This window comes from Gramella sp. KN1008 (genome assembly GCF_004332155.1).
Lineage (GTDB): Bacteria > Bacteroidota > Bacteroidia > Flavobacteriales > Flavobacteriaceae > Christiangramia.
Window position 1 is genome coordinate 315,454 of the sequence record NZ_SJDV01000004.1, and the last position, 12,398, is coordinate 327,851.

At 40.5% G+C, this 12,398-nt stretch carries 12 protein-coding genes; 10 read left to right on the forward strand and 2 right to left on the reverse strand.

The annotated features are described in order from the left end of the window. Positions 1–36: 36 nt before the first annotated feature. On the reverse strand, positions 37–870 hold the full coding sequence (locus EZJ28_RS09725) for a universal stress protein (protein ID WP_131397318.1): 834 nt from the start codon (positions 868–870) through the stop codon (positions 37–39). Between the two features lie 15 nt (positions 871–885). After that, positions 886–1,185: an HPF/RaiA family ribosome-associated protein gene (locus tag EZJ28_RS09730; RefSeq protein ID WP_131397320.1), complete on the reverse strand. Its 300-nt coding sequence runs from the start codon at positions 1,183–1,185 to the stop codon at positions 886–888. Positions 1,186–1,330: 145 nt separating this feature from the next. Here EZJ28_RS09730 and EZJ28_RS09735 point away from each other — a divergent pair, with 145 nt between their 5' ends. The 10 genes from EZJ28_RS09735 (at position 1,331) to ccoG (ending at position 12,391) form a co-directional block, all read left to right on the forward strand. Beyond that, positions 1,331–1,543: a hypothetical protein gene (locus EZJ28_RS09735; RefSeq protein ID WP_347562588.1), complete on the forward strand. Its 213-nt coding sequence runs from the start codon at positions 1,331–1,333 to the stop codon at positions 1,541–1,543. A 146-nt stretch (positions 1,544–1,689) separates the two neighbouring features. Continuing rightward, a complete protein-coding gene (locus EZJ28_RS09740) occupies positions 1,690–2,916 on the forward strand; it encodes a PAS domain-containing sensor histidine kinase (protein WP_131397324.1) in 1,227 nt (408 codons plus the stop codon). Positions 2,917–2,933: 17 nt separating this feature from the next. Continuing rightward, entirely contained in the window at positions 2,934–3,971 is a 1,038-nt protein-coding gene (locus EZJ28_RS09745; protein ID WP_131397325.1) for a response regulator, read from the forward strand. 94 nt (positions 3,972–4,065) lie between these two features. Beyond that, a complete protein-coding gene (locus EZJ28_RS09750) occupies positions 4,066–4,881 on the forward strand; it encodes a universal stress protein (protein WP_131397327.1) in 816 nt (271 codons plus the stop codon). Positions 4,882–4,889: 8 nt separating this feature from the next. Then, positions 4,890–7,301, forward strand: coding sequence for a heavy metal translocating P-type ATPase metal-binding domain-containing protein (locus tag EZJ28_RS09755; RefSeq protein ID WP_131397534.1), 2,412 nt, complete (start codon positions 4,890–4,892; stop codon positions 7,299–7,301). 77 nt (positions 7,302–7,378) lie between these two features. Continuing rightward, positions 7,379–7,573 (forward strand): cbb3-type cytochrome oxidase assembly protein CcoS, encoded by a 195-nt coding sequence (gene ccoS, locus EZJ28_RS09760; RefSeq protein ID WP_131397329.1) that lies wholly within the window; start codon positions 7,379–7,381, stop codon positions 7,571–7,573. 2 nt (positions 7,574–7,575) lie between these two features. After that, a complete protein-coding gene (gene ccoN / locus EZJ28_RS09765; protein WP_131397330.1) occupies positions 7,576–9,771 on the forward strand; it encodes a cytochrome-c oxidase, cbb3-type subunit I in 2,196 nt (731 codons plus the stop codon). 14 nt (positions 9,772–9,785) lie between these two features. Then, the gene (locus EZJ28_RS09770; protein ID WP_131397332.1) at positions 9,786–9,992 is read left to right on the forward strand and encodes a CcoQ/FixQ family Cbb3-type cytochrome c oxidase assembly chaperone; all 207 of its coding nucleotides are present in this window, start codon (positions 9,786–9,788) and stop codon (positions 9,990–9,992) included. A gap of 2 nt (positions 9,993–9,994) precedes the next feature. After that, entirely contained in the window at positions 9,995–10,954 is a 960-nt protein-coding gene (locus EZJ28_RS09775; RefSeq protein ID WP_131397334.1) for a cbb3-type cytochrome c oxidase N-terminal domain-containing protein, read from the forward strand. Positions 10,955–10,978: 24 nt separating this feature from the next. Then, positions 10,979–12,391 (forward strand): cytochrome c oxidase accessory protein CcoG, encoded by a 1,413-nt coding sequence (ccoG, locus tag EZJ28_RS09780; protein ID WP_131397336.1) that lies wholly within the window; start codon positions 10,979–10,981, stop codon positions 12,389–12,391. Positions 12,392–12,398 lie beyond the last annotated feature (7 nt).

The window sequence follows — 12,398 nt, forward strand, 5'->3', positions numbered from 1 at the left end:
GATCTAAAAGATATTATTTATTGGCGGGCGGAACCGTTACATCTTAAAAGTAAGTACAGGAATATTAGCGTGATTGGCGACATCCTCTCCAACACTTCCGTAGAAGAAATGAGCTATACCTTTGCGTCCATGTGTTGGTATCGCTATAATATCTGTCCTGGTACTGTGGCAATAATTGAATATGCCTTTTTCCAGTGTGTAATCATCGTAGTAAACGATTTTTTTCCTGAATTCAGGAGTGTCCAGATTCGCTTTTTTTAGAAACTCATTTGTAAGACCTTCCATTTCCTTTGTGCTAATGAATTTTTCGGGAACGTTAACAAAGAGTAATTTGGGTTCAACATTAAAAAGTTTGAACAGATCTCGCGCATTGAGGTAAGCTTCTGTTGTATTCTGATCAAAATCGGTTACGAAGACCGCTTTTTTGATACTGAAGTCCGGAATACGATTCTTAATAACCAGCACAGGGGTTTCGGAGGTTCGCACCACTTTTTCGGTATTTGAACCCACAAAGATTTCCTTAAAGCCTGAAGCGCCATGTGATCCCATAACAATAAGATCGGCCTCATACTCTTTAGCGACATCATTAAGTTCTTTAAAGACTTTATAATTCCGCACAGCCTGTAATACCTCAACATCTTTGAGAAATTCCTTATCCAGGAATTTCTCAAAACGTCGTTTGGTAAGCTCCATAAACTGGATGGCGTTAAAGACCTCCTGTTTTTCATCGTTGGTCAGAAAAGAGTCATGAAGATCCATCATGTGGACCACTACTATTTCGGCATCCTGCTTTTTAGCAATGCTAGCGGCCACTTCAAGTGCATATTCGGAATATTCCGAAAAATCAACGGGAACAAGAATCGTATTCATGACTATGGTTTTTGGTTAATGGGCCATCATAACGGCCTTTCTTTTTTTCAGTTGCTTCTCAATCTCGGCGAGAGCAATCTTTACGGCGTGTTCATAATAATGCTGGGAAGTTGCAGCAAAAACTTTGGTTCCGGGAATACTGCACTCTATTTCACATATCTTTCCAGTACCACCTGGGTCATTCTCCAGTTTAAAATAGACATCAATGGAATTTATCATTTCAAATCTATCGGTCAGTTTTTTTAGTTTGTTCTGGGTGTAAGTAGTAAGGGCTTCACTGGTAGGTATTTTCACGAATTGAATTTGAGCTAGCATAGTTTTAATGTTTTGATTTACTCAAAGCTACTTATTGATTATCTATAAAAATATGATCCTCATCAGTATTGACTTCCGCTAATTGTTTTGGCTCTTTTTTAAGAAAAAAAAACTCCTAAATCCTTAAATTAAAAGTATGAAAAATATGGGATTCATCTTACTTATTATCACCACTTTTATTCTGGTGTTGCTTACAATTCTGGCCAGTCTTCAATTTCCTTTTCCCATCCTTTATTTTCTAATGGTTACCGGTCAGATACTCTTGCTTTTTACTGTTTATAAGGTTCTTACTGATAAATATGTGACCAAAAAGACCTTTGAGGATTATTATGAAGATCATCCTGTGAACAGGGATTGACCGAGTGGCGATTTTTTACTTGGTATTGCTTGAATTTTTTGCAAAATATCACCAACTTCGTAAAAAATTTTTACCTTTAAATTTCCGAAAAACCAGGGGTTTTTTAACATAATTTTAAAAGTAGAACTACCTAAACGAATATTAGTTTGCAGGAATTTCTGGACCACAGAGATGTTTTCAATGTCTTATTTCAGGCTGCCTCTGAAGGGATTATTGTCGTAAATTCTAAACAAATCGTTGTTGCTGCCAATAAAGCTGCAGAAGCAATGTTTGGATATGAAGAAGGCGAGCTTACAGATAAACATCTCGATATTCTTATCCCGAAGGAGTATCATCACAGTCATCATACTCATTTCAATAATTTTCTTGATAAAAGTGAGAAGCGCCAAATGGGGCATGGTAGAGACCTTCATGGTGTAAAAAAGGACGGCACCCGTTTTCCGGTAGAAGCTGGTCTCAATCCGTTTACGATGGACGGTCAAGATTATGTGATGTCTCTTGTGATAGATATCACTCTTCGACAGGAGGCTGAAAAGCAGATAAAGGAACTGAATACCCAACTGGAAGATAAGATAAGGATCAGGACACGTGAGCTTAGAGAAACCGTCGAGAATCTGGAAGAGGAGATCAGGAGGAGAACCGAGGCTGAAAGGAAAATAAAGGATGCCCTGCATAAGGAAAAGGAACTAAATGAACTAAAGACAAAATTTCTTTCTTTGGTCTCCCATGAGTTCAAGACTCCTTTGAGCGGGATACTTACTTCGGCTACGCTAACAGAAAAATATACTCGTGAAGATCAGCAGCCAAAAAGAGAGAAGCACCTTGTTACTATTCGAAATAAAGTGCATTATCTAAATAATATTCTTAACGATTTTCTATCTATAGAAAGACTTGATTCAGGAAAAGGTCAGTATAAATTCACCACTTTTAGTTTGAAAAGACTAATAAATGAGGTGGTTTACAATGCTAATATTACTTTAAAGGACGGCCAGGAAATTGTTTATCCCAGAGATCTGGACGATATAAGTCTGCATCAGGATGAGAAAATACTGGAACTCATACTGTCTAACCTGTTAGGGAACGCTATTAAATACTCCCCTGAAAATACAGTGATTAAATTTGATGTAAGATTAGAAGGGGATACCATAATCTTCGATGTGGAAGATCAGGGAAGAGGAATCCCGGAAAAAGATCAAAAGCATATCTTTGAAAGATATTTCAGGGCAGAGAATGCGCTTCTGGACCAGGGAACAGGAATTGGTCTCAACATAGCCAAGGCTCATCTTGAAAATCTTAATGGGAGTATACACTTTACCAGTAAGGAAAATGTAGGAACCAGATTTACTGTAGTGTTGCCCGTGAAAAACAACTGATTAATTTAAATGATTCTATGAAGAAAGTATTGCTTATTGAAGACGATGTAACCGTACGTGAAAACACCGCTGAATTACTGGAGCTATCCAATTATGAGGTTTTCACTGCTTCAAACGGGAAAAACGGTATTGAAAAGGCTAAGCAACATCTTCCCGATATTATAGTATGTGACATCATGATGCCCGAGATTGATGGGTATGGTGTATTACAGGCACTGAGTAAGGATCCCAAGACTATGTATATTCCTTTTATCTTCCTTTCTGCCAAGACTGAACATAAGGATATTCGTAAGGGGATGGACCTGGGTGCAGATGATTACCTAACCAAGCCATTTGAAGAAGAAGATCTTCTAAGTGCGGTGGAAAGCAGACTTGCAAAAGTGGAAATTTTACAGTCCAACCAGAAAAAGGAACCAGTCGCGGGCGGGGATCTTAGGAACCTGGATGATCTTAGAGAGGTCTTTAGAGAATATCCACTGGAGGAATTTAAAAAAGGAGATATCATCTATGAAAAAGGTAAAAAATCCAATTTCTTTTACCTGGTAAAAAGAGGGGTAGTGAAAGCTCACCGAATGGACAACCAGGGCAAGGAACTAATTACCGAATTATATAAGGACGATGATTTTTTTGGAAATCATGCCAATGATCCGCAGTCGGCTTACGAAGATTACGCTACGGCTATGGAAGATACTCAGTTGTATGTGGTGTCCAGAGAAGAGTTTCATAAAATACTTGGTCGTAATCCACGAATAACACTTCAACTAGTAGAAGTTCTCAATAATAACCTTTCAGAACTTAAAAAACAATTAATGGACATGGCCTACGGCTCGGTTCGTAAAAAAACAGCCAATACCATTCTTCTTTTTGCTGAAAGAATCAAGAAACATCCTCTTAAAAGTATTAGGATCTCAAGATCAGATCTTGCAGGTGTGGCGGGGATGGCTCCGGAAAGTCTTATAAGAACACTTTCAGAATTTAAGAAAGAAGGGCTTATAGAAATAGAGGGGAGAAATATAAAACTAGTTGATTCTGAGGCGTTAAAAAATATTAGTTAGAGACCCTTAAAATGAATTAAACGGGAAGAACTGACTTTGGTCATTTTTCCCCTTACAGGCTTCACTTAATTTCGCTGTTGTTAAGTGATGACCTATGAACGTATTAATCCTTACCGATTTTTCGGAGGTTTCTGATAATGCAGGCCGTTATGCTGTCGATTTTCTTCAGAATATCGCAGCAAACTTTTTTCTCCTTAATATACATGACTTCAATTTTAGTAAGTCGGCTAGTAAGTCACTTGAAAGTGAACTGGTTTCAACTTTGGAAAAACTTCAGAATAGTGTTCACGATCTGGAACATTATACCAAAAATCCCGAACATAGTTTCAATACAATCTTATCTTCAGATAACCTGATAAATGCCGTTAGAAAGGCACTTGATGAGAAGAAAATAGATCTAATTTTCATCGGTGCGGCAAGCAAGGCAGTGCATCAGCATCCTTTGCTGGGCGATCATGCCTATGAGGTTATACGTAAAATAAGGTGTAATATAATGGCGGTTCCCGGGAATAGCATCTATAACGAAGCGGAGAAGTTTGTGATGCCGGTGGATTATTCTGTGATCTCCAGAGAGAAGGTGTTTCAGCATCTTGAACAGGCCGGTTTTATAAATAAAGGCCGTCTCACGGTGATTGAACTTGATGAAGATCATCATGAAAGCACTACCAACGAGTTCACATGGCCAAAACTCACCCATGTTAATGGGAAGCCCAAAACCCGTTATGTCAAGATGGGAGAATCCCAGATTTTTAGTGAGGATCTACTTAAGGAGATCCAGGGAAGATTTGATATGATAGTGATAATAGGTAAGAATCTGAGTGTTTGTGACCATTTCCTGCATACCCGCTACGGATTGCTTTCTACACTGAAGAATTCCCTGCCTATTCTTGTAATCCATGAATGCAGGTAGTTGGAAAGATGGAAAGTATAAATTGTTTTCATTGTGGAGAAGAATGCGTTGAAGAAGTAATACGCTATTCTGAAAAATCCTTTTGCTGTACCGGTTGTAAGACAGTATTCGAGATATTGAATTCCAATGATCTCTCCTATTACTATGACCTTGAGAATGCACCCGGAATATCTCCAAAACTCCGGGAAGGAAAATATGATTTCCTGGATAACGATGAGATCATTGAAAAACTCCTGGAATTCGATCATGGTGAGAGTCAGATAGTATCTTTTACCATACCCTCAATCCACTGTAGTTCATGTATATGGATCCTGGAAAATCTGAATAAGCTTCATAGGGCCATTAAAAGCTCGCAGGTAGATTTTCCAAAGAAAAAGATCCGGATTAGTTTTTCCATGGATGAACTTTGCCTTAAGGAGCTGGTTCTGCTACTGGCTCGTATAGGTTATGAACCTAATATCTCACTGGAGAATTTTGAAGAGGAAAAGAAAGGAGTAGACCGAAGTCTTATTTATAAATTAGGCGTTGCGGGCTTCGCCTTTGGGAATATCATGTTCCTGTCGTTTCCGGAATATTTTGAGATTAGGGAATTCTGGCTGGAACAATTCAAGCATCTTTTCAGATGGCTCATGTTTAGTTTTTCACTACCTGTAGTGTTCTATTCAGGCAAAGACTATTTCATTTCTGCATACAAAGGTCTGCGATCAGGTCTGCTTAATATAGATGTGCCTATTGCACTTGGGATCGCGGTGCTATTTTTAAGAAGTACGGCTGAGATAGCCATGGATGCCGGTACAGGTTTTTTCGATAGCTTAAGCGGACTGGTATTTTTTCTCCTGTTAGGTAAATTCTTTCAGCAAAAAACCTATTCCTTCCTTTCATTTGAAAGGGATTATAAATCCTATTTTCCTATAGCTGTCACTCGCATTACTTCAGAAAATGGGAATCATAGCGAAGAACAGGTTCCTGTATACAAGATCGAGAAAGGAGATCGGGTTATAATAAGAAATGAGGAACTTATTCCTATGGATGCCATTCTTATTAAAGGAGATGCAAGCATAGACTACAGTTTTGTGACCGGGGAAGCAGAGCCCGTAACAAGGTTAAGTGGAGACAGGTTGTATGCGGGCGGAAGGCAGCAGGGAGGAATTATAGAAGTAGAAGCTCTCAAGCCGGTTAAACAAAGTTATCTCACACAGTTGTGGAGCGATGAGGTGTTTAGCAAAGATAAGAGCAGTGCTTTTCAAACCTTAACCAACCAGATAAGTAAGCGATTTACCTATGCCGTTCTAAGCATTGCGTTTATTTCAGCAATTTTCTGGATGTTCTATGAGCCGTCTAAAACCTGGAACGTCTTTACCGCTGTACTTATCATCGCCTGTCCATGTGCCATTGCCCTCGCTGCACCTTTCACATTAGGAAATCTGTTGAGAATTTTCGGCAGAAATCATTTGTATCTTAAAGATGCAACGGTGATTGAGCAAACCGCTAAAATTGATACCGTTGTATTTGATAAGACCGGAACTATTACTACCAGTGAGCGTAATAGTATTACCTATGAAGGTATAGAGCTTACCGAACAGGAGCATGAATTACTTAACGGAAGCCTGAGAGCCTCAAACCATCCCCTTAGCAGGGCTCTTTATAAGATGCTTAAAAAGAACAATATTTCAACACCCGATGTTTTTCGGGAACATGTTGGAGAAGGACTTGAAACTTCTACAAGTGACCTTTGCCTTAAAATTGGCTCGGCCGCTTTTGTTAAAAGAAACGCGTTGGTTACCGGGGAGTCTGATACCAGGGAAGATCAGCAGAAAACCTCTGTTCATATCAGTGCGAACGATCAGTATAAAGGATGTTTCAGTTTTCATAATGCATACAGGGAAGGTCTTTCAGCCTTATTTGAAGATCTTGCCAAAGACAAAGAGCTTATCATACTTTCAGGGGATAATGATAATGAACGGGAAAGATTGGAGAAGCTTCTTCCTGCCAGTACTAAAATGTTCTTTAATCAGAAACCCGGTGATAAACTTCAGTTCGTTAAGAATCTTCAGCAACAGAACAAAAAGGTTATGATGGTGGGTGATGGTCTTAATGATGCCGGAGCCCTGGCGCAAAGTGATGTTGGGATCGTGATCTCTGAAGATATAAATGTTTTTTCTCCCGCCTGTGATGGGATTCTGGATGCCCGGAAGTTTGACAAATTTCCGGAATACTTCAAATTGTCAAAAGGAGCTATTTCAGTAATAAAATGGAGTTTTATACTCTCCCTATGTTACAATATCATAGGATTGGGTTTTGCGGTCTCAGGCAACCTCATGCCTGTAGTGGCAGCCATTCTTATGCCGCTTAGTTCTATTAGTATAGTAGGGTTTACAACGCTGGCAACCCAGATGTTAGGAAAAAAATTAGGAAATTAAAGAAAATGCTAAAGCTGACTATTGTCATTTTTTAACCTCTACTCTCAGGATATTTTTACACCCATAATCCATTAACAATGAGCATTATCTATATGTTGCTGGCAATCAGCGTGGTTGTGGCCCTTATTTTCTTTGTCGCTTTTCTAGTCTCTGTCAAAGAGGGACAGTATGACGACGTTTACACACCTTCAGTTAGGATGCTCTTTGAAGATGAACTGGTCAAGAATGACCCTGAGAAAAATCAACCTGTCAATAAAGTGAAATCAAATTAATTATGGAAGTACAGCAGTTTTATTACGATAATAAGATCGTAAGGAAATTTATTATGGCCACCATGTTCTGGGGCATTATTGGGATGAGCGTGGGATTGCTGCTCGCCTTTATGTTTATTTTCCCGAATGTGACCGAGGGGATCTCCTGGCTTAGTTTTGGAAGGTTACGGCCTTTACATACTAATGCGGTGATCTTCGCATTTGTGGGGAATGCTATTTTTGCCGGGGTTTATTACTCTACCCAGCGTTTGCTTAAAGCAAGGATGTGGAGCGATGCCCTTAGTAATATCAATTTCTGGGGCTGGCAGCTTATTATTGTAGCCGCGGCCATAACCCTTCCCCTGGGCTTTACCACTTCCAAGGAATATGCGGAGCTGGAATGGCCAATCGATATTGCTATCGCGATTGTGTGGGTAGCCTTTGGAGCGAACCTTATAGGAACGATGATCAAAAGAAGGCAACGTCATCTCTATGTGGCGATATGGTTCTACCTGGCGACTTTTGTGACTGTGGCTGTACTGCATATCTTTAACAATATTGAGATACCGGTTAGCGCCCTGAAAAGTTATTCGGTTTACTCTGGAGTTCAGGATGCGCTGGTGCAGTGGTGGTATGGGCATAATGCTGTTGCATTCTTCTTAACTACACCTTTCCTGGGTCTTATGTATTATTTTGTACCCAAAGCGGCTAACCGTCCGGTGTATTCGTACCGTCTTTCGATTATTCACTTCTGGTCGCTCATCTTTATATATATCTGGGCCGGCCCACACCATTTATTATATACTGCACTGCCAGACTGGGCTCAAAACCTTGGAGTGGCCTTTTCAGTAATGCTTTTGTTCCCTTCCTGGGGAGGAATGATAAATGGACTTCTTACTCTTCGTGGAGCCTGGGATAAAGTACGTACAAATCCTGTTCTTAAATTCATGGTTGTAGCTATTACCGGGTACGGGATGGCCACCTTTGAAGGTCCCATGTTATCACTTAAGAACGTAAACGCCATAGCTCATTTCAGCGACTGGGTAATTGCACACGTGCATGTTGGTGCTCTCGCCTGGAATGGTTTTCTGACTTTTGGTATGATCTACTGGCTCGTGCCAAGATTGTTCAAGACCCAGCTTTGGTCTGTTAAACTTGCCAATACCCATTTCTGGATCGGTACACTGGGGATCATAATCTATGCTCTGCCAATGTACGTAGCTGGATTTGTTCAGGCATCCATGTGGAAACAGTTCAATCCTGATGGTACCTTAACTTACGGAAACTTTCTTGAAACAGTTACCGAGATCATCCCAATGTACTGGATGAGGGCTATTGGAGGAAGTCTTTATATAGCTGGAGCTCTGGTAATGATCTACAATATTGTTAAAACGGTTCGCCAGGGTAGTAAAGTTGAGGATGAACTTGCTGAAGCTGCTGCTCTGCAGCCGGTAACCAGGAAAAGAACTAAAGGTGAAGCTTACCACAGCTGGCTGGAGAGAAGACCTGTGAAACTTACCATTTTCGCAACTATTGCAATCCTGATTGGAGGAATGGTTCAGATCATTCCATCGCTTATGGTTGATGAATATGTGCCGGTAATTTCCAGTGTGAAACCATATACTCCACTTGAACTGGAAGGTCGTGACATCTACATAAGAGAGGGCTGTGTTTCCTGTCATTCACAGATGGTAAGGCCTTTTAGAAGCGAAGTGGAACGCTATGGTGAATATTCCAAAGCCGGGGAGTACAGATATGATTACCCGTTCCTTTGGGGAAGTAAGAGAACAGGTCCCGACCTGCACAGGGTAGGTCAGAAATATTCTGACAACTGGCATCTCAACCATATGTATGATCCACAAAGCACTTCATCTGGTTCGATCATGCCATCCTATCAATGGCTTATTACCGATAAACTGGATAAATCTGATACTGAAGATAAGATGCGAGCGATGCAGACACTGGGAGTTCCTTATAGCGAAGAAGATATCGCCAGAGCTCAGGAATGGATGGACGAGCAGGGAACACAGATAGAACAGAACCTTTATACAGATCCTGATTTCGTGAGCAGCTATGAGGCCGATAAGAAGTACGCTGAAGAAAACGGACAGGAATTTACGGAGATGCGTGATCGTGAGATCGTGGCGCTCATTGCCTATCTGCAACGTCTTGGAACCGATATTAAGGCTGCAGACTTAGAAGAAGTAACTAATAACTAAATAAAACAGAGACCATGTTAAAATTCGTAAAAGGTCCTTTGGAAAGTATAGATGGGGTAGAGATCTATCCCATCATCTCCCTGCTCATTTTTTTCCTGTTCTTCACCGCGCTTTTCTGGTGGGTGATAACCGCAAAGAAAGAGTACATAAATGATGTGAGTAATATCCCGCTTGATTTTGATACAGATCAGGGGAGTCATAATAACCAAAAAACAGACTAAACATGAAAAGAGTTTTTTCAGTATTAAGAATTCTTGGGCTTGTCCTGCTTGCGGTGATTATTGCCGAAGCGGTACTTGAAACCGGAGATAAGACGAGTTTTGAAGCCTATCCGGTTCTATGGCTTATTATGGCAGTAGTGCTAATTATTGGAATCGCCATTGAAGTTTCGATAGCAGCGCTGGAAAGAATGTTATATAATTCTCTAAAACCTGAAGCCAGGGAACGCTATGAGGCCGCCATGGCCACAAAAAAGGCAGAAAAATCGTGGTGGAGAAAGGTTTACGAGAAGATGTTGGATAAAAAACCTCTTGAAAAGGAAGAAGAGATCATTCTGGATCATAATTATGATGGTATCAAGGAACTGGATAACAACCTTCCACCATGGTGGTTATATGGTTTCTACGCGAGTATAATCTTCGCTGCCATTTACCTTGCCAGGTATCACATTTTTGACGGAACTACCCAAAAGGAGGAATATCTCATAGAAGTTACCGAAGCTAAAGCAGCAGTAGAAGAATATAAGAAAAATGCGAAGGGCTTAATTGATGCCAATACAGTGGAATTACTAACGGGAGAAGAAGATATCAATGCCGGGAAAGCGATTTTTGAGGGTAATTGTGCTGCCTGCCATAAGATAGATGGTGGAGGAGGAATAGGTCCTAACCTCACCGATTCTTACTGGATTCTTGGAGGGGGTATCAAGAACGTATTTAATACAATTTCAGAAGGAGGTCGTGCCGGAAAAGGTATGGTGGCCTGGAAAACAGATCTCAAACCCGATGAGATCGCCCAGGTGTCAAGTTACGTACTTAGTCTGCATGGGACTGAACCGGCCGACGCCAAAGAACCTGAAGGAGAATTATGGGTAGACCCCGATGCCAAAGTGGATGAAGTTGAAGTAAATAGACCTGATTCTACCTCTGTGGAAATCCAGATGGATTACGAGGAGACCCAGGAATAATAATAAAAAACAAAAGACAGGAAGGTGGAGAACGAGAGATTTAGAGATAGTATAAGTACAGTTACCAATGAAGGGAAACGTTCCTGGGTGTATCCCAAGAAACCTTCAGGAAGCCTGTACGAATATCGAAAACATGTAAGCTATGTTCTGCTGGCCTTTCTGTTCGTTTCTCCTTTTATAAAGATAAACGGGAACCAGTTTTTAATGTTCAACGTGCTGGAACGACGCTTCAATATTTTTGGAGCGACTTTCTGGCCTCAGGATTTCTACCTCTTTGTGGTGATTATGCTCATTGGGGTGGTTTTCATTCTGTTGTTCACCGTTGCTTTTGGAAGGATATTCTGCGGATGGATCTGTCCCCAGACCATTTTTATGGAAATGGTCTTCAGAAGAGTGGAATACTTAATTGAAGGAGATAGAGGTAAACAGATAAGGCTCGATAAACAACCCTGGAATGCAGAAAAGATAAGAAAGAAGACTCTTAAATGGAGTGTTTTCTTTTTAATCTCGTTCCTTATAGCGAATGTTTTTCTAGCATACCTTATTAGTTCAGACAGGCTGTTATTGTACATTCAGGAAGGTCCTGCAGCGCACCTGAGTACTTTTGTTTCGCTTTTGATCTTCACTGGTGTATTCTACTTCGTATTCGCGTGGTTTAGAGAACAGGTGTGTGTTATCGCCTGTCCTTATGGAAGATTGCAGGGAGTCTTACTCGACAATAAATCCATTGTAGTGGCCTATGATCATAAACGAGGTGAAAAGGAAAAAGGAAGGGCGAAATTTAAAAAGAATGAAGATCGGGAGGCCAGTGGTAAGGGAGATTGTATAGATTGTTTTCAGTGTGTTAACGTGTGTCCTACGGGTATTGACATTCGCAATGGAACCCAGTTGGAATGTGTGAACTGCACGGCCTGTATAGATGCATGTAACCAGATGATGGAAGCGGTTGATCTTCCTAAGGGGCTTATTAGATATGCAAGTGAAGAGAACATTGAAAAGAAGGCGAAATTCACATTCACTCCACGGCTTAAGGGATATTCTGCGGTTCTTTTCATACTCATATCGGTCCTTACCGGCATGTTGTTTCTAAGAAGTGATGTGGAAGCCAATATTCTAAGACTACCCGGGCAGTTATATGAGCACAAGGAGAATAATGTAATCAGCAATGTATATACCTATAAGCTAATTAATAAGACATCACAGGATTATGAGGATGTCAATTTTAAGCTTGTCTCGCATAATGGTGAGATACGTACGGTCAAAGATCATGGAATCCTGGTACCGAAGAACGGGCTGGCTGAGGGTACACTTTTTATAGAAATAAACAGGTCCGCTCTTAAAGAAGAGAAAGACAAGGTTGAGATAGCGGTCTATAGCGGAGAAAAGCTTATAGAGACCACATCAACCACCTTTATGGGACCTAGGAGTTATAATTAAAAAATTA

Excerpts from the sequence above, each read along its gene's own strand:
- EZJ28_RS09725 (WP_131397318.1), bottom strand. The coding sequence starts at position 870 with ATGAATACGATTCTTGTTCCCGTTGATTTTTCGGAATATTCCGAATAT.
- EZJ28_RS09750 (WP_131397327.1), top strand. The coding sequence starts at position 4,066 with ATGAACGTATTAATCCTTACCGATTTTTCGGAGGTTTCTGATAATGCA.
- EZJ28_RS09770 (WP_131397332.1), top strand. The coding sequence starts at position 9,786 with ATGTTAAAATTCGTAAAAGGTCCTTTGGAAAGTATAGATGGGGTAGAG.
- EZJ28_RS09775 (WP_131397334.1), top strand. The coding sequence starts at position 9,995 with ATGAAAAGAGTTTTTTCAGTATTAAGAATTCTTGGGCTTGTCCTGCTT.
- ccoN (WP_131397330.1), top strand. The coding sequence starts at position 7,576 with ATGGAAGTACAGCAGTTTTATTACGATAATAAGATCGTAAGGAAATTT.
- EZJ28_RS09730 (WP_131397320.1), bottom strand. The coding sequence starts at position 1,185 with ATGCTAGCTCAAATTCAATTCGTGAAAATACCTACCAGTGAAGCCCTT.
- ccoS (WP_131397329.1), top strand. The coding sequence starts at position 7,379 with ATGAGCATTATCTATATGTTGCTGGCAATCAGCGTGGTTGTGGCCCTT.
- EZJ28_RS09745 (WP_131397325.1), top strand. The coding sequence starts at position 2,934 with ATGAAGAAAGTATTGCTTATTGAAGACGATGTAACCGTACGTGAAAAC.
- EZJ28_RS09735 (WP_347562588.1), top strand. The coding sequence starts at position 1,331 with ATGGGATTCATCTTACTTATTATCACCACTTTTATTCTGGTGTTGCTT.
- EZJ28_RS09755 (WP_131397534.1), top strand. The coding sequence starts at position 4,890 with ATGGAAAGTATAAATTGTTTTCATTGTGGAGAAGAATGCGTTGAAGAA.